This window comes from Flavobacterium sp. TSSA_36 (assembly GCF_051547165.1).
In the GTDB taxonomy this organism is placed as follows: Bacteria; Bacteroidota; Bacteroidia; order Flavobacteriales; family Flavobacteriaceae; genus Flavobacterium.
Map to the genome: position 1 here is coordinate 423701 of NZ_JBPTTP010000003.1, position 20404 is coordinate 444104.

At 36.9% G+C, this 20404-nt stretch carries 4 protein-coding genes; all 4 read right to left on the reverse strand.

All coding sequences use genetic code 11. The features are described from left to right. Positions 1 to 97: 97 nt before the first annotated feature. Positions 98 to 1000 (reverse strand): PorP/SprF family type IX secretion system membrane protein, encoded by a 903-nt coding sequence (locus ACSVH7_RS08500; protein ID WP_438066284.1) that lies wholly within the window; start codon positions 998 to 1000, stop codon positions 98 to 100. A 66-nt stretch (positions 1001 to 1066) separates the two neighbouring features. Next, positions 1067 to 15355 (reverse strand): PKD domain-containing protein, encoded by a 14289-nt coding sequence (locus ACSVH7_RS08505; protein WP_438066285.1) that lies wholly within the window; start codon positions 15353 to 15355, stop codon positions 1067 to 1069. A gap of 862 nt (positions 15356 to 16217) precedes the next feature. Then, positions 16218 to 19193, reverse strand: a complete 2976-nt coding sequence (secDF, locus tag ACSVH7_RS08510; protein WP_438066286.1) for a protein translocase subunit SecDF — start codon at positions 19191 to 19193, stop codon at positions 16218 to 16220. Positions 19194 to 19422: 229 nt separating this feature from the next. Further along, a complete protein-coding gene (gene mdh, locus ACSVH7_RS08515; RefSeq protein ID WP_438066287.1) occupies positions 19423 to 20358 on the reverse strand; it encodes a malate dehydrogenase in 936 nt (311 codons plus the stop codon). Between the last annotated feature and the right edge of the window lie 46 nt (positions 20359 to 20404).

Genomic DNA, 20404 nt, shown 5'->3' on the forward strand with positions numbered 1-20404 from the left:
ATAAATACAATGAGATCTAATTCCATATCCAATCAATTATACTGGATTTTATTTTCTTACAAAATCAACGATAGTTTACTTATGTTTTAGTGTCACCTTAAAAAAATCGAGGGCTTTTAACTTTCTTTTTATTCAAATCAAACAAAAGAATAATCTCGTGCGATCCCGAGTTAAACTGCCCAAAATTGGTTGTTGTATAATCATAAGCATAGCCAATTCTGATGTCTTGATTAACATAGAATCCAACCATTGCACTTATGGAATCATCTAAACGCACAGATAAGCCTAATTCTACTTTTTGAACTAAAAGATTCATAGACAAATCCACAGAGAGTGGAGCTCCTGGAGCCGCTTTAATCATTGCAGAAGGTTTTAATTTTAAGTTTTCATCCAAATCAAAAACATACCCTGAGGTAAGAAAATAATGTGTTTTTTCTGAAGCCGTTGAAACAATTCCGTTTTTCTTATCCAGATATCTAGTTTCAATAAAGTTAGGCACTGATAATCCCGCATAAAAATGGTCATTATAATACAAGATACCTACTCCAAAATTAGGAGCCGTCATATTTATCGGTACATTTAGAGGGTCTTGATCAATCGTAGTAAACTCCCTTACATTCAAAAAAGTAGCTCCTGCTTTGATTCCAAAAACTAATTTATCTTCTTGAGATAAATGTAATGTATATGAAAAATCAGCGTAGACATTGTCTTCTTTTACAGGGCCTATTTGATCATGAATTACAGAAAATCCTATCCCAACATTTTTACCAACAGGCCCATGGATTGAAAAAGTGGCTGTTTTGGGTGCACCATCCACTCCTACCCATTGGGTTCGTCCTAAAAGGCCAATACTTGTACCCCCTCTTGAACCCGCATAAGCTGGATTTAAAATATTCATATTGTACATGTATTGCGTGTATTGAGGATCTTGCTGGGCATACATGGTATTTGCCCACAAAATGAAAATAAAGAATCGAATAAGCAAATTATTTTTTTTCATATCATTGATTTAAAAATTACAAGAAGGAGAGGCTTAGAAACACCCCTCCTATTTCCTATTGTTTTTTTATTTTTTCAAATAAACCCAACCTGTTTGCGGTTTTCTTTCATTATTATTAAAATAAATAGTGTAAAAATAAGTGCCTGCAGGGAGTAATTCTTTAGAGAAATTCCATCGCCCTGTTGAATAACCATCCCACCATAATGGGGTTGAAAACTTATCGCCGTTGTGTTTGTATTGGTACACAATGTTGCCATATCTATTGACAATTTCCATACTGAAGTTAGGATAAAGAACCTGTAAATGCTCTATTTCAAAAACATCATTGATTCCGTCACCATTAGGAGTAAATCCTTCTGCTAAGACTAAAGCTACTTCTGGCTCTAGTGTTACACTCGCTTGGTCATCTTCCTGAGGGATATTGTTTTTGGGAGTAGAATCTGTATCCAATTCATTGGCAGCAACCACTTCGGCACTATTTGTGAAAACTCCCACTGGATTAACAAAGGCTTTTATTTTTAGTGTTTGAACTCCATTAATTCCTATGTTGCCCACTTTCCAAATTCCGGTAGTCGCCTCATAAGTTCCTAGAGTTGAAAGCGCACTTATGAATTTAAATCCATTAGGTAGCACGTCCTTGACTTCAACTCCTGTGGCTTTACTAGGCCCTCTATTAGTAAGGGTAATGGTGAATTCAACTTCACTTTCTGCCTTTGGTTTCAAATTATCAACTGTTTTAGTCAATTCTAAATCAACTACTGCAATTGGAGTGGTTCCGATACAACTCTTATTATTACTTGCATTGCTATCTGTTTGTTGCAATGATTTGATAGTTGCACAATTCAAATAATCACCAGATTCTTTCACAATCACATCGATGATTAATATTTCTGTTTCCCCGTTTAGGATTTTATTGATTTTCCAATCTCCAGTTAAGTAGTCATATACTCCTTTTGTTGAACTATAATTGGTAAATGTATAGCCGGACGGGAGCAAATCTGAAACAATAATATTTGTGGCATCAATAGTTCCATTATTTGTCAATTGAATTTCAAAAGAAATTTCTGAGTTGACTTTTGGAGATGTGTTATTGGTAAGAATTGTTTTAACAATTGCCAAATCAACCGTTTGATTAGGCGGAGCCGAAGCGCAAGCATAATCATCTTCGGTAGCGATACTATTGCCTGGAGTCGAATCAATATCGGGTTCGTTGGCTTTGGTAATTTCAGCACAATTGTTGTAATTACCACTTGCTAAAACTTTGGCATCTACTAATAAGATAGCAGGATTTCCTACTTCTACAAAACCTACTTTCCATAATCCAGTTATTGGATCATAAGTGCCAATTGTGGAACTGTAGGTTACAAATTTATACCCTGAAGGAATCAGGTCGACTACCTCAACTCCAGTTGCTTTCGTTGGCCCACCATTCAAGACTCTGACTTCAAAAGTAATTACATCACCAACAGAAGGATTGGTTATATTTCCAACAATTGCTTTGGTTAAACTTAAATCGATGTTTGCCGTAGGAAAAATTGAAACACTACCCCTATTGTTGCTGAGATTAGAGTCTGATTGATCTGCTTTAACAGCGCTTGTGGTGTTTGTAATCGTAGTGTCGTAGGTACCAAAATTTACTTTTGCTTGTAGTGTCAGCGTTGCGCTTTCCCCATTTGCTAAATTTCCAATAGTCCATAATCCCGATCCGTTGTTATAAACTCCTGCAGAAACTTGGTCGTCCACATAAGTAACGCCAACTGGTAATTTATCAATTAAACTGACATTAGTGGCATTGCTTGCCCCATTATTTACTACTTTAATGGTGTAAGTGATGACATCAGCTTCATTTGGTCTAGTATTGTTAACCGTTTTGGTTACCGCCAAGTCTAAACTTGTAACCGTTATTGACTCAGTAGCATCGTCAACGGTAGCGTTTGTGTCAAATTGATCTTGCGTATTCGAAACCGTATTTATCAAAACATTCCCACCTTGATCAGCAGCAACTAAGGCTTTTATTTCTATGGATCCTTTTTCTCCAGGTTGAAGGGTACCTATAGTCCAATTCGGTGTGTTCCAAACCCCAATTCCGGGTGTTGCCGCAACTAATTGTAATCCAACAGACAACTGGTCTTTAACCACTAAATTAGTAACTAAAGTCGTACTTTTATTTGTAACCGTAACGGTGTAGGTCACAATATCTCCAACATTTGGTGTTGCATTATTGACCACTTTTGTCAAAATTATATCGGCTCCATTTTTGACATTGATTGTTTCGATTAAATCATCTCCTAAACTTGAAGGATCTGACTGATTCCCTTTGGCTGCTGTTGTTTTGTTTATAATAGTTTTACCGGCGGAGCCTGAATTTATGGTGACATCAATATTTAGTGTTTTTGTAGCACCATTAGCCAGATTCCCTACTGTCCAAATTCCGGAACCGTAATTATAATCAGCTCCTTGATTATTGGATACATAAGCTATTCCTAAAGGTAAAATATCTACTAGAGAAACGCCTGTGGCATCGCTTGGTCCATTGTTAGTGACCTTTATGCTGTAGGTAATGGTTTCTCCTTCACTAGGATTTGGATTACTAACTGTTTTCTCCGTGATTAGATTCGCACACGTAACAATAATAGGTTCCGTTAAATCATCTCCAACTGTCGTAGGATCCAATTGATCAGCAACTGCAGCTGTTGTAGTATTAATTATCGGAGATTGAGTAATTGTCCCAACGGCTGTGACTTTAGCATTAATTACTAAAATTGCAGAAGATTGATTGTTCAAATTACCTATAGTCCATTGTCCTCCTGAGTAGGTATTTACTGTACCGCCTGTAGCAATATGAGATACATAAGATGTCCCTGCAGGTAAATTATCTTGCAAAATTACATTGGTAGCTAGACTTGGTCCCTTATTTACCACTGAAATTGTGTATTGAACAATGTCTCCAAAATTTGGTGTTGGATTATCAACGGTTTTCGTAGTGATTAAATCAGTAACACCTACGGGTGAAATGGTTACATCTGATTGATCTATCTCGCCAGGCGTATGGTTTCCGTGAATAATTCCATTTGGATCTAATTGATCCACTTTGGTTATTTCAGCCACATTGGTGTAGTTTCCGCTTGCATTAATTCTTGCAAATACAGTTAATGTTGCACTTGAAGCATTGGAAAGATTTCCTAGATTCCATAAACCATTGGCTTCATTGTAAACCCCGTTACTTGCGGTAGCCGTTATAAAAGCATAACCACTTGGCAATTTGTCTACGATACTTATTCCTGTGGCATCACTAGGTCCATTGTTTCTTGCCGAGATTAAAAATTCAATGACATCGCCTGATTTATAAGGTGCCGCGGTAACAATTGATTTGGTTACTACCAAAGAAGACAATCCATTTAGAGTATCTGTATCGGTTTGTGCATTATTACTAGGATTAGGGTCCGCCACATTAGTGGAACTAGCACTCGCCGCATTAACAATTGCACCCGTAAAATCACTTGGCACAGCAATAGTTACCGTATAAGTAACTTGTTCTCCAACTGCCATTGTGGCTATGGTAGCGTTACTTGAAGTCAAATCGCCTGTTCCAGTAGCGTTAGAAAGGGCTACATTTCCTGTAGCAACAGCTCGCCAAGTGGCAGCTGCTTGCAAGATTGGATCGGTAATATCATCGAGAACTACTACATTGGTTGCACTAGCTGGTCCATTGTTTTTTACAGTAATCGTATAAACATTGTTAGTTCCGGGAATATATTTCTCTTTATTATCAGTTTTGGTCACAATCAAATCCGCTTGAGGAATCATTCTGATCGTAATTAAACTGGCATTGGAACGATTTCCTTCATCGTCTTTTACTGTATAGCTGATTGGGGTTGGATCAGTGATGAATCCTGGATTTGGAGTAAATATTACTTTTCCATTGACTAAATCCACATTCCAAGTACCTTCACCTGGAATGGAGAAACTGGTAAGATCTCCCGAGGCATCAAAAGTACTATTTGTTGCATTACCTGGATTTACTAAACTCACCGTTGTTAATGCGATTAGATCCCCGGTAATATCATTAGCCGTTACAGTAACAACTACAGGTACATTAATTGGATTTCCAACTGATAAATCGGCCGAAGTTACTGGAGCATAATCAAAAGTAATAGTCGCTAGATTAGAAATATTATTTTCATTATCGCGAATAGTATAGCGAATTATTGGAGGATCTAATTGAAATCCAATTTCAGGGATAAATGTTACATTGCCATTTACATCAGCAATATACCGACCTACACCTGAAACTGCAACTTCTTTGGGCGAAATTTGAATTCCTCCTAGTATACTAGTGGCGTCTAATGTTATGGAAGTTACATCTACCAAATCACCAGTAGTGTCATTTGCTGCCACGTTAATTGTTATGGATGTGCCCACTACACCTGCGATACTGTTTTTATCATTTTGCGCCACAGGGACATAGTCAATAGTTACTAATGCAGTATTAGACACATTACCATCATTATCCTTAACCGTATACAAAACAGGAGTAGGATCTAAATGAAAAGTTGACAAAGGAATAAAACTTATAGCGCCAGTGGTAGGGTCAACACTCCATTTTCCTTCGTTTGGAACATCAAAACTTGTGATTTCTCCATTTGAATCAATAACTACTGTGGTTGCGCCTGAAGGCTTGATTAAACTGATAGTGGTAGCCACGACTACTCCGTCAGGATCCGCATCAGGACCTGAGCCGTTTGTTGCCAAAGGATTTACCGTAACGATACTATTGATCGGATTTCCTATACTCAAATCGTTTATTGCTACAGGCGCAACAATATCATAATCAACTGTAACAGTAGCAATATCGCTCAAGCCAGTTGCAATCTCTATCAGTTTGTAAACCAACGGTGTCGGATCAGCAGTGAAGCCTGGAGAAGGAGTAAATACTATTTCTCCCGTTAGTGGATTGTAATTCCAAACACCTTCACCAGGAACATTTAATGAGATTTCAATACCCGGTGTATTTGGATTCAAATCTATTATAGAATTAATTGAGGTAGGAAGAATAACTCCATCTCGAAGCCTATTATTCACTGATAAGTTTATTGCAGAGGAAGGTAAATTAGTTCGATTACCTCTAATAGTATAATTAACAGCATCTGGTGGCATACTAATTTCTACAGACTCAATCAAATCATCACCAACAATTGTAGGATCTAATTGGTTTCCCACTGCAGCTGTGGTTCTATTAGTGATAGTAGTACCTTTAGTACCTACATTAACTTTAACGGTAACTTCAAGTTCAACTGAATTATTTACCGCTAAATTTCCAATACTCCAATTGCCTGTTACTTGATTGTAAATGGTTCCCGGACTTGCTGTATGACTAATATACGTTAACCCAAAAGGAACTATATCTGTTAATTGAACACCAGTTGCATCTGTAGGCCCATTGTTGTTCGTCACAATAATTCTATACTTGATAGTGTCTTCTTCATTCGGATTAGAAGAGGAAATTCCTCTAACCAACACACTTGCCGCCGTTTTTACAGTGACTAAATTGGCCTCATTTACGGGAGTCACCACCACTTCACTTTGATCATTTTCAAAATTATTGTTGTTTCTAGGTATTGAATTTGGGTCATACTGATCAGACCCTGTTACCTCAGCTATATTATTATAATTTCCAGAACCTAAAACTTTTGCGGTTAGTGTCATCGTGGCCGAAGCTCCGCTTGAAAGAGTTCCCACTGTCCAACTACCAGTAGCTACATTGTATGTTGCAGCTACCGGTGGTGCAGCACTTACAAAACTATACCCAGAAGGTAACAAATCTGTAACAACTACATTAGTGGCAGCACTAGGACCGCTATTCGTTACAGTTATTGAGAATACCGCATTAGTTCCCACATTGGGCGAGGCATTAGCAATTGTTTTTATCAAACTCAAATCTGCAATCGGCCTTGGTGTTGTGGTTACTGAATTGGTATTATCTGCTGGCGTTTTTTCATTTTCAAAACTACTTACCGATGCCGTATTGGTATAAGTACCTGTAGGATTTACCATAGCAGTTATCGTTATTGAAATTCTAGCATTTTGGGCTAAATTTCCAATGTTCCAGAGTCCTGTGAGCTTGTTATAACTTGCTGATCCTGTATCACTGATCCAGGTATAGCCACTTGGCAACAAATCATTGGCACTAACTTGTGTCGCATTACTTGGCCCATTATTCACAACTTCCAGCGTAAAATCAACTAATGATCCTACATCAGGAGTAGCATTATTTACTCGTTTGGTCATCACAAGATCAACTAGTGAAATAGGACTAAAATTCACAAATGAAAAATCGTCTCCTGCGCCGTCATTTGGCGTAGAATCGGGATCAATTTGATTGCTTGTCGCTACTTGAGCTGCGTTTAAATAAGAACCATTTTTCAAAACCTTAGCAGTAATCAGTAAGGTTTCTGTTGAGGAAGCAGCAACAGCTTTTGTAATCGCCCATTCTCCTGTGATATGATTATACAGACCTGTAGTGGGTGATGCACTGACAAATTCATATCCTGAGGGTAATAGATCTGAAATAGTTACTCCAGTGGCATCGCTTGGCCCACTATTAGCTACTTGAATAGTAAAGACTACATTATTTCCAACATCTGTTGAAGGAACATTTATAGTTTTCACAACAGACAAATCTGCTTTTTGAACTGGAAAAACAGTAACATCGTGTTGATCATTTTCTATAGGATCATTATTACCTGGGGTGGAATTACTATCAACTTCATTCGCTCCAGTTACTTCCGCAATATTATGATAATTACCGGTAGGCAACACAATAGCTCTTACTGTTAACGTAGCACTAGCTCCACTTGTCAAAGTTCCCACAGTCCAGGAACCTGTAAGATTATTGTAGGAGCCTGCAGCTGTAGTAGCACTACTAAAGCTAAAACCTGTAGGCAACTTATCTGTCACAACAATTGCTGTGGCACTACTTGGCCCAGCATTGGCAACTGTTACTGTAAAAATAACGGTATTTCCCACAGCAGGAGTACTATTATCCACTGTTTTATTAACACTAAGATCAATTAAAGGACTTCTAGAGGTAGTGACTGCATCTTGATCGTCCTCAGATAAAGTATTATTGTTAGGGGTAGAATCAATGTCGGTTTCATTAGCTTGCGTTACTTCGGCCACATTAGTATAATTCCCGGTAGGATTTACAGTTGCTGAAATTATTAAGCTTTGATTACTTCCTGTGAATATGGAGCCAATTGTCCAAAGACCTGTGCCATTCACATAGGAGCCACTACTTGGAGTAGCACTCACAAAAGTATAACCACTGGGCAACAAATCTTTTACGATTACACCAGTGGCGTCACTAGGTCCTGCATTAGATACTGTAACTGTAAATACCACAGTAGTACCCACAGGAGGTGCTACATTATTTACACTTTTTCGCAATGACAGATCAATTAAAGCGTTGGGTGTAAGGGTAATTGTTGAATAATCATCGCCTGCTCCATCGTTCGGGGTTGAATCTGGATCAGTTTGATTACTTGCGGTGACTTGGGCAGTATTTTTATACTCATCTGTTGCGCCTGTGAATGCATTTACTTTAGCAAAAACATCTAAATACTCTGTCTTTCCGCTCAATACACTGCCTGACGGCGTCCAATTTCCGGATGTTGCATCATAATTCCCTGACGTTGAAGCATAGTTCAGAAAAGTAAAACCTACTGGTAAGAGGTCTTTAACTGTAACCGAAGTTGCAGCACTTGGTCCAGAATTAGTTAATGCGATCGTGAATTTGACGGTATCTCCTGCTCTTGGACTGGTAAAATCTACTGTTTTGATTAGTGACAAATCGGCAATTTCTACAGGAGTTATCGCAACTTGTTGTTGGTCATCTTCTGTCAAATTATTGTTACCTGGTGTAGAATCCGGATCGGATTGATTAGAGAAAACAACTTCTGCTACATTTCTGTAATCTCCAGTAGCATTAATTCTAGCTACAACACTTAATACTTTTGAAGCACCACTATTTATAGTTCCAACATCCCATGATCCGGTAGCTAAAGTATATGTTGTTCCAGTACTAGTATGACTTATGTAAGTATATCCGGAAGGAAGAAAATCTGTAACATTAACTGCTGTTGCGGCACTTGGACCGGCATTACTAACTGTAATTGTAAACGTAACATTAGATCCAACCAAATAAGGTCCTGCACTAATCGTTTTTGTCAAACTCAGGTCTGATTTTTCAACAGGAATTAAGGTTACATCATCTTGATCGTCTTCAGATAAAATGTTATTGTTGGGTGCTGAATCTGAATCGCTTTCATTAGCAGCAGTTACTTCAGCTACATTAGTATATGTCCCCGTTGGATTAACAGTTGCATTTATAACTAAACTTTGAGTGCTTCCAGAATTAATTGAACCTACTGACCAATTCCCTGTTCCATTTACGTAGCTTCCAGCAGTTGCATTGGCACTCACAAAAGTAAAGCCATTTGGTAATAAATCTTTTACCACAACTCCTGTAGCAATACTAGGACCGGAATTGGAAAGCAAAACTGTAAATACAACATTGGAACCCACTGCTGGCGTACTGTTATTCACTGTTTTGGTCAAAGCTAAATCAACCAATGCGCTAGGTGTCAGCGTAATTGTTGAAAAATCATCACCTGTTCCATCATTAGGCACCGAATCTGGATCTGTTTGATTGCTTGCGGTGACTTGTGCATTATTTCGATATTCGTTAGAAGCTCCTGAAGCCGCTTTTACTCTTACAAAAATATCCAAATACTCTGTTTTACCATTCAAAACATTACCTGAAAGTACCCAGTTTCCATTAGTTGCATTATAATTCCCTGAAGTGGCAGTATAGCTTAAAAAAGTGTAACCTACTGGCAAAAGATCATTAACAATCACAGCAGTGGCTGCACTTGGGCCAGAATTAGTTAATGCGAGCGTGAATTTTACGGTATCTCCAGCCCTTGGACTAGCTACATCGACTGTTTTGACTAATGATAAATCAGCTATTTGAACGGGAGAGATGACAACTTGTTGTTGATCGTCTTCTGCAAGATTATTATTTCCAGGTGTAGAATCTGGATCAAATTGATTTGAAAAAACTACTTCCGCCATGTTTCTATAGTCACCAGAGTCATTTATTTTAGCTATGATACTTAACACTCTTGAAGCGCCACTATTAATTGTTCCCACATTCCATGCTCCGGTCGCTGTATTATATGTTGTACCTGCACTAGTATGACTTACATAGGTATATCCTGTGGGAAGATAGTCTGCAACATTAACCGAAGTTGCAGCACTAGGCCCCGCATTGCTAACCGTTACAGTAAAGGTAACATTATCACCTACCCTATAAGGACCTCCACTAATTGTTTTGGTCAAACTCAAATCTGATTTTTCAACTGGCACCACCGTTACATCGTCTTGATCATCTTCCGACAAGACATTATTATTAGGAGTTGAATTAGAATCTGATTGTGTAGCGGCCGTAACTTCAGCAACGTTAGTATAATTTCCTGTTAGATTTACGGTTGCATTAACAACTAAGCTTTGTGTACTTCCTGAGTTAATGGTGCCTACCGTCCAATCGCCTGTTCCATTTACATAACTTCCGGTGGTTGCTGTGGCGCTTACAAAAGTAAATCCATTCGGTAATAAATCTTTAACTATGACTCCTGTTGCATTACTCGGGCCTGCGTTGGATAACGAAATAGTAAATGCAACATTGCTACCCACCATCGGGGTACTATTATTGACAGATTTAGTTAAGGATAAATTTATTCTAGGAATGGGAGTAAGGGTAACCGAGCTTTGATCATTTTCCGAAGCAACATTATTGTTTGGCGTTGAATTGGGATCAATTTGATTACTTGCGGTAACTTGGGCCGTATTTCTAAATTCATTTGCAGCACCTGTAATCACGTTTACTCTAGCATTATAGGTCAAATTTAATGTAGCTCCATTTGCGATAGAAAGTCCTGACCAATTTATTGCATTTCCACCTGAGTTGAATACCCCAGAATTAGAAACGGTGCCTGTAATTAAAGAATATCCTATTGGAAGGTTGTCTATAACACCAACACCTGTAGCATCACGATTTCCATTATTTCTTACAGCTACGGTAAACGTAACAATATCGCCTACAACTGGAGTATTTACACTAGCCGATTTTTCTAAACTCAAATCTGTTTGTCCAATTAAAGTAATCACTACAGTATCTGAATCAATGGTACACGATCCATTTGAAACACTATATTTAAAAACATAAGTTCCAGGAACTCCGCCTGCTATTTGGGTTGTGGGACTATTAACATCAAGTATTACAGGGGTGTTGGGCCCTGATACTAGTGTCCAAGTACCTGTATTGGGTGCAGGATTGGTAGCCGCCATTGTTAAAGTACTATATTCACCTAAGGTTTGATCAGGCCCAGCATTTACAATAGCAACTGCAGGGTTGATAGTCACCGTTACCGTATCTTCTAAACTACAGCCTCCTCCATTTGAACTAGTCCATTTAAATACATAAACTCCATTTACAAGTCCTGAAATTGAAGAACTAGCACTAAATCTATTAGAAAAAATACCTGTATTAGGACCTGAAACTTGCGACCAGGTTCCAACTCCTGGATTAACTGGGTTAGCATTCATAACTACTGTAGTAGCATTACATAAACTTTGATCAGGCCCAGCATTGGCAGGAGTTGGAGGCACCCCTGTAAATGTAATTGAAACCGTATCAACACTTGGAGTACAAACAGGCCCGTTTCTAACCGTCCAAGTAAAAACATAAACGCCTATCGGTAATAGATAGGGATTAGCTATCGTTAAGGTGGATTTTGGATTATTAGGACTATCTATAATAACGCCTCCGCTAGAAGGATCAGTAGTTAGCGCCCAAGTACCAATTCCTGTGGTGGGTGCGGTAGCATTTAATTGTGTAGCAAGCTGACATTCATTTTGATCCGGTCCAGCATTAGCAGTACTTGGAGCAGCATAAGCATTTATTCTTACTACATCACTCAAATTTGAACAAGACCCATTACTTGCTGTCCATTTAAATATGTAAATCCCTTCAGTCAATCCAGTAACAGTAGTAGTATTCGAAGTAACACTAGTGATATTTCCACCTGATGGCCCTGTTACTTTACTCCAAGTTCCGGTGCCGCTTGTAATAGAATTTCCCGCCATGGTAATAGAATTTCCTAAAGACAAGCAAACATCCTGATCCGATCCTGCAGCTGGAGTGGTGGGTAATGCGCTATTAGTTACAGTCATGGAATCAGAGGTAGCACCACATCCCCCTGAATTCAAACTTGAAATATCATATTGAAAAGTATAATTCGTTCCAGGAGTAATAGTAGCTCTTGCCGTAGATGATGATATTGGTGTAACCGTCGCTCCATTTGAAGTTGTCTCGCTCCAAGTACCAATACTCCCTTCAGTACCCTGTAAGATAATTTCTGTAGCATTACAAAGCGTTTGATCGGGACCCGCATTGGCAGGCGCATTGACTGTAATCGTTAAATTGGACTCCGACCTAGAACAAGCCGCCCCATTAATACTAGTCCATTTTAGAAAATAGGTCCCAGTAACTAATCCAGAAAGACCGCTGGTTGGACTATTGATATTAGAAAATGATGGTACGTTGGGTCCGGAAACCACTTGCCACGTCCCAACCCCTTCACTAATGATGTTCCCGTTTAATATGGCTGAAGTACCACAAACAGTTAACGTATTTGAAGTCACATTAGCCGCAGTAGGAGGATAACTCACGCTAAAACTAATTTCATCTGAGGCCGAATCACAATTCCCTCTACTTACTACCCATCTAAAAACATAATTCCCTTGAGCTAAATTACTAAAAACCGCCTGTGGACTGTTAATATCACTAACTGTCCAAGAACTATTTCCTGAAACCTGCACCCATTTTCCTACCAAACTCGTACTTGGTGTATTGGCGTTCATAGTAACACTATTCCCTAAACCGTTTGTACACACGTTTTGGTCAGGTCCAGCTGATGCTATTGGAGAACTTGCAACAGTAATAACTACAGTGTCTGTAAAGTCAACGCAAGTAGGATCTGACGAAGTTGTCCATTTGAATACATAGATACCATCCGTCAAACCAGTTATTTGTGAATTAGGAAAAGTTGGGTCTGTAATTGTTGCGCTGGGTCCAGATTCTTTTGTCCATAATCCTGAACCTGATGAAAGTGCAGTAGCTGCCAAATTAGTGGTAGTAGTACCTGAAGCCAAACACTGATCGCTACCAGCAATTGCGGGTGAAGGAGAAAAAGTTGAAGTAGTATTAATTACCACATCACTTGAAGCAGGTGTACAATTAACAGCTGCACTAGTTACCGTCCATCGTAAAGTATAAGTGCTTCCTACTAGCATTCCTGTAACATAGGTTTTAGGATCATTTGCGTTAACTATAGTAACTGCAGGATTTGCATCAATTTGAGTCCATAATCCCGTTTGACCATTAATTAATGGCAAAGCATCCAATTTGTAACTCCCTGAACATACCGTCACTGGAGTAGCACCTGCATTTGAAGTTGGTGGCTGCGAAACTGTAATAGAAGTTTCACTAAATGTATCCACGGCATTTACACCACCATAAATATTCCAACGAAAAACATACACTCCTGATATTAAACCATTAACAATTGGATTATAATATGTAATATCATCAAAGACTGCCGTATTAGGACCGCTAACTTGTGACCAATAGCCCGTCAATCCGGGAGTCGTCATTAACGCAGGATTATTGCCCGACAATTGTGTCTGGGTTACTCCACACAATAAAGCAACAGAAGTTCCAGCATTAGAAACTTCAGGACTTCTTGAAACAATAACATTGATATCGGCAAAAGAATCTGAACATCCAGTTGCAAAACTTCCGTTGGTATATCTCCTTACTCTAAAAGTATAGGTTCCTGGTTTGCTTAAATTAGAAAAATTAAAATTTCCACTTGAAAAGCTAAAAGAAGGACTAACTCCTGAAGGACCATTAATAAAGGTAGCTTCATCAGCATTACCTCCAGTAGTGCTCATTGTTACACTTCCTGACCCAATATTTACTGGTAATGCATAGGTAGTAACACCACCATTTAAAACTACTGCTGTGGGATTAATAAAATAATTAACCGTAAAGGTAGACTGTGAACTACAATTTGGATTAACTGCACTATTACCTTTAATTTTATAAGTAAATGAATAACTTGCAGTTGTATTAAAATTCAAGCCTGTAATTTGAGTGGTGGGACTGTTTGGAGAAACAATAGTCGCACTAGAAGTGGTAGTCCATTCTACCGTTTCACCGGCATACAGAGGAGTATTTCCTTGCAAAATTGTTGAAGTAACACTATTATCACAAAACGTCTGTGAATTATTGATTCCAGAAGCTGTGGTAACATCCTGAGTAGCGGGGGGTACCCTAATAGTAACAGTATCGGAACCAAGAGCGCAGGGTCCTTGAACAGACCATCTAAAAACATAAGTACCTGCCCGTAAACCCGTAACAGAACTATTAGCACTATTGACATTTGCAATACTAGGAACAGAGGGACCAGATACTAAAGACCAAGTTCCAATTTGAGAACCAGTACCATTCCCACCTATCGACGCATTCAAATTAGTAGATTGAGTAACCGTATAACATTCAGATAAAGTTTGATCCACACCAGCATTTGCAACTACTTCACCTCCATAATTTGTAATATTTACAGTAGAGGAAGAGGAACAGTTTGCCGAACTTATCGTCCATACTAGCGAACTAGTTCCAGCTGCATTTGCAGAAGTGGTAATTGTTGAACTTGGAGAATTAGGGGAATTAATAGTAACGCCAGCGTTATTGGCTCCACTAATACTCCACAATCCAGTCTCTCCAGCATTCAACGGAGAATTTGCAGTTAATGTATAAGTACCAGGGCATCCCTGTACTGCGACACCCGCATTTGCAATAGTAATTGGACTTACCGTAATAGTTACCTCTTGAAAGGTGGTGCCAAGCGTACAAGTTCCTGTTAAACGAAATCTATACGAATTACCACCAACAGCTCCTAAAACAGTAGTTACAGCTGAATTAGGATTTTGTATAACAACCGACGGACCTGCAACTTGAGTCCAAACTATACTTATCAGATCATTTCCACCACCAGAACCTCCTAATAGTACAAGAGGGCTGTTCGCACAAATAGTTCTAGGTATACCTGCATTAACAGTACAGTTTTGAGCATTCGTTCTAAAAATTGTAAACAAAAAGAAAAGAAAAAAATAAAAAAATGAGATTCCAAATTTATTATTTCTGAAGGCTAAAGAGTTGTTTTTTTTCATAAATACAAGTATTATACAACAAAAAATTATTTACTACTTAACTATATTAATAAGCACTTAAAATTTATTTTGAAAAACTTGTAAAATAATTAACCTTAACCCATCACTTTACAAGTAAAAATGAAAGCAAAAACGTAAAACTAAAAAGATAATTAGGGTACTCTTTACAACTAAAAAAATCTCTAACAAAAAATATTATTGAGAAAACACATTAGGTTAAAATAGGATGAGACAGATCTGCTTCAATCCAAATTCAAAAAAAAAAGAACAAATACATTAAATCACAATTAAAAAGTAGAAAAATACATTTCCGATTTAATCTGTAATAAAAACAGAAAATATTTACATAAAATGCTACAAATAGCACTTAAGAGGAAAAAAATAACCTTATGTCGTTGATTTTTAAGTATTTAAAGTTATGGAAATAAATACCTTATCCTAACAAAATCAAAAAATATTAACAAATATTTAGTAATTACTTTAATAATTGTTGAAGTAATACGGGGTAAAATAAAAGACAAAATAGAAAAATAACGTAATTTATAGTACAATTTACTCTTATTAATTATATTAATAAGAATAATTATACTATAAAACTTAATATTATGTAAAAAAAAAACTATTATCACATAAATCTTTCGAAAATCTCTTTAGAAAAAATTGTCCATAAAAAATACCATTTTCAAAAGATGAAAAAACACAGTATATTAAAAATTCCAACAACAAACAATAGATTATGCAATGATACAGTGTAACTTAGTATCTCTTTTAATACAAGATTTAAAAAAATGCCCTTTCATAAAAGCAAAAAAAAGGATGCATCTTTCGATGCATCCTTTCAAATGAAATGAAAAACTAATCCTTAGTTTTCGTTATGTCTTTCTTCAATTGTTTTTTTCTCAGCTATAGAAATAGTATCTACCAATACTGGTGTAGCGATAAATAATGAAGAATAAGTACCTACAATGATACCTACTAACATTGCAAATATAAATCCTCTAATAGATTCTCCACCAAAAACAAACATAATCAATAATACAACAATCATCGTTAAAGAAGTATTGATCGTTCTCGACATTGTAGAGTTAATCGAATTATTTACGATTTCAGCAAAATTACCTTTTGTTTTACCATCTAAGAATTCACGAACTCTATCAAATACAATTACGGTATCATTCATGGAATACCCAATCACAGTTAAGATCGCTGCTATAAAATGTTGATCAATTTCCATACCGAATGGCATGAATTTATAGCATAATGAATAGATTCCTAATACAAAGATAACGTCATGCGCTACCGCAGCAAGCGCTCCTAAACTATATTGCCATTTTCTGAAACTGATTACCAAATACAATCCCACAATAAGCATTGCGCCTAAAACTGCCCAATAAGCATTCGTTTTAATATCTTCTGCAACTGTTGGTCCGACTTTTGAAGCCATAACTACACCCACTTTCTTACCATCATAAGCATTCACAAACTTTTCGTAAGTTACATCAGCTGAGAAATGTTTCTTTAAGCTTTCATACAACATCTTATTTACTTCTTCATCTGCTTCACTGCCATGTTCTTCAACTTTATATTTTGTCGTGATTTTTAATTGGTTGTCATTACCAAAAACCTTAGCCTCAGCACTACCAAAAACCTTGGTCAATTCTTCTTTAATTTCCTCTGCATTCACTGATTTTTCAAATCGCACTTGGAATGTTCTTCCACCAACGAAATCAACACCCTGATCAAAACCATTTGTTGCAATAGAGATAATAGAAACGATAGTTACAATTGCTGAAAACGCATAAGACCATTTTTTAATTCCTAAGAAATTAAAGTGGAAATTGGTGAAAAAGTTTTTAGAGAAATTAGTTACGAATGATAAATCATTTTTACCTGCTATATTTCTATCAATGAATATTCTAGCAATAAAAATTGAAGTAAATAAAGAAGTTACAATACCAATTAACAATGTTGTGGCAAAACCTTTAATTGGTCCTGATCCAAATATAAATAATACTGCACCCGTTAAAATATGTGTTACGTTGGCATCAACAATGGAACGCATCGCTCCTTTCCAGCTGTAAGAAGCAATTACCGCCTCATTTAATGTTTTCCCAGAACGCAATTCTTCTTTAGCTCTTTCGTAGATAATAATATTAGCATCAACGGCAGTACCCATTGTTAAAACGATACCAGCAATACCAGGCAACGTAAGCACAGCGCCTAGACTTGCTAAAATTCCAAACAAGAACAATAAGTTGACTGCTAAAGCGATATTTGCATACCAACCGGCTTTACCATAATACACCATCATCCAAAGAGATACTAATAATAATCCAACAATAGCAGAAGTGGTACCATTATCAATTGCTTCTTGACCTAAAGATGGTCCAACTACCTCTGACTGCACAATATCAGCTGCTGCAGGTAATTTACCAGCTCTTAAAACATTAGCTAAATCTTTAGTTTCTGTGATATCAAAATTACCAGAGATTTCTGATCTACCACCAGAGATAGGTCCACTTGAAACTCCCGGTGCAGAATACACCACATTGTCTAAAACGATAGCGATATATCCTTTTGTAGTATAAGCTCTACCCGTTAATTCTTCCCATTCTTTTGCTCCTTTTGAATTCATCTGCATAGATACTGCAGGTTTACCCATTTGATCAAAAGTATCCATAGCGTCAGTTACCACACCACCAGCCATTGAAGGCGCATCATTTCTGTTTCCTTTTAAAGCATACAATTCAACGGCATCGATTTTTTTATCTTTGGCTTTAGCATCAGTAATTGAAGTAGGTTTTCCCCACACAAACTTAGCGTAACGTTGATCGCCAGATAATAAAATTTTAATGTCTGCTCTTTTTAAATATCCATTGATAACAGCTGTATCTTTTGGAGAAAACATTCCTAAAACAGGTCCACCACCTTGAGCAATAATTTTATCAAATAATGGATTTTTTCCTACCTTACTAGCTGTAGAGTCCTTTTCATCGGTCAGCAAAGCGCTTAAAGTATCTTTTACTACTTTATTGGTTGCTACTTTTGCTACTTCTGTTTTCTTCAAAACATCATTAGCAGCTACTAAGAAATTTCCAATTTCCTCAATTTTATAAGTTTCCCAGAATTGTAATTCAGCTTTACCTTGTAACAATCTTTTGATTCTATCAACATCTTTAGCACCAGGTAACTCTACAAGAATTCTTCCTGACTCACCCAATTTTTGGATGTTCGGTTGTGTAACTCCAAATTTGTCAATACGCTCTCTTAATACACCAAAAGCACTTTCAACAGATTCGTTTACTTTTCTTTTGATTACTTTTTGAACTTGAGCATCGGTCATTTGAAAATCTACACCACCTTCACCTTGCAAACTTCTGTTAGCAAAAATTTCTGGAGAAGCTAATTTTGTAGTTCCTTTGGCATTCGCTTCGAAAGCTTCAAAAAAGGCGTCTAAATAGGTTTGATTTCCTTTTTGATTAACTGTTGCATCCGCCAATGCTTTGTTAAAAACCGGATTTTTAGAATTATTAGATAATCCTTTCAAAATATCTTTTACAGAAATTTGAAGAATTACATTGATTCCTCCTTCTAAGTCAAGACCTTTATTTATTTGTTTGTCTTTTACTTCATTATAGGTAAAATCAGTAAACCCAAGATTGAATACTTTTTCTTTCCCTATGGAATCTAAATATTTTACTTCTTTGTCAGCGTTGCCACCAGCAAATGATTTTGCATCACTTTGGATCTTATCCGAAACAAATGTGAATGAAAGTTGGTAAATACTTACCAATGCAAATAGAATTGCGAAAAATTTAATTAGTCCTTTATTCTGCATTACTACTAAAAATTAATTATTTTTTTAATACTCTTTTTGTTTTAAACCTCAATAAAATAAGCGGTGACTTCGTTTTTTTTAAAACAAAAAAATCAATCGTGCATTATATCATTTTTTTTAAACCGAGCAAATATATCATTAACGGAATGATAAACCAATTTTTTTACACATTAATCTCAAAAAAAAAAACTGCAAAAGTGCAGTCTTTTTTTTAGAAAATTGTATGTATTTATACTAATACAGCTTTCAAATCAGCATTCATTGCTCTTACAGCTTCAGCACTTTTCGCAAAAGCAGCTTTTTCAGCATCATTCAAGTTAATATCAAGTATTTGCTCTACCCCATTTTTACCGATAATACATGGAACTCCAATGCAAATATCATTTTGTCCATACTCTCCTTCTAAGAAAACAGAACAAGCGATCATTTTCTTTTGGTCGTTCAAAATACTATCCACTAAATACGCCACTGAAGCACCTGGAGCATACCAAGCTGAAGTTCCCAACAATCCTGTCAACGTTGCTCCTCCAACCATTGTATCTGCAGCTACTTTATCTAATACTTCTTGAGAAGCAAATTGCGATACTGGAATTCCGTTATAAGATGCTAGACGTGTTAAAGGAATCATAGTCGTATCTCCATGACCTCCGATAACCATTGCTGAAATATCATTAGAAGGCACGTCTAATGCTTTTGATAAATAATATCTAAAACGAGAGCTATCCAAAGCACCTCCCATTCCGATAATTCTGTTTTTTGGTAAACCTGTTGCTTTTAAAGCTAAATAGGTCATAGTATCCATAGGGTTTGAAACCACAACTACTATACAATTTGGGGAATGAGCCAAAACATTCTCAGCTACTGTTTTTACAATACCTGCATTGATTCCAATTAACTCTTCACGAGTCATTCCAGGTTTTCTTGGAATTCCCGAAGTTATCACCACCACATCACTGTTGGCTGTTTTAGAATAATCATTAGTACTTCCTGATACTTTAGTGTTAAATCCTGTATTAGTAGCACATTGAGAAATATCCATAGCTTTACCTTCTGCAAAACCTTCTCTAATATCTAATAATACTACTTCACTTGCAATTCCTCTGTAAGCAATTACATCTGCGCAGGTTGCTCCCACATTTCCTGCTCCAACAATGGTAACTTTCATTTTAATTTTGTTTTATTTATGTATAAAAATTGATTCTTATAATCAA